This is a genomic window from Pseudomonas sp. BJa5 (assembly GCF_030272875.2).
Classification (GTDB): domain Bacteria; phylum Pseudomonadota; class Gammaproteobacteria; order Pseudomonadales; family Pseudomonadaceae; genus Aquipseudomonas.
In genome coordinates, this window is record NZ_JALRNG020000188.1 from 1 (window position 1) to 247 (window position 247).

At 63.2% G+C, this 247-nt stretch carries 1 tRNA gene; it reads right to left on the reverse strand.

The features are described 5' to 3' along the window. Window positions 1–171: 171 nt before the first annotated feature. Window positions 172–243 (reverse strand) — tRNA-Gln (locus M2D63_RS25965). Window positions 244–247 lie beyond the last annotated feature (4 nt).

Genomic DNA, 247 nt, shown 5'->3' on the forward strand with positions numbered 1-247 from the left:
CTTTCGTTTGGGGGGCGGGGGGCCTTTTTCGGCGGTTTTATTATTTGGGCTGTGGGGGGGGGGTGGGGGGTGCCCCCGCGTGGGGGGGGGGCAATAATGGGGGGGCAACCCCCGCTCCCACCGATCACCGGCAAGCAGTTGAATCAACATGGGATATAGACAGGAAAAGGGCAGGGGCGGCTGGATTCGAACCAACGCATGGCAGGAGCAAAACCTGCTGCCTTACCGCTTGGCGACGCCCCTGTAG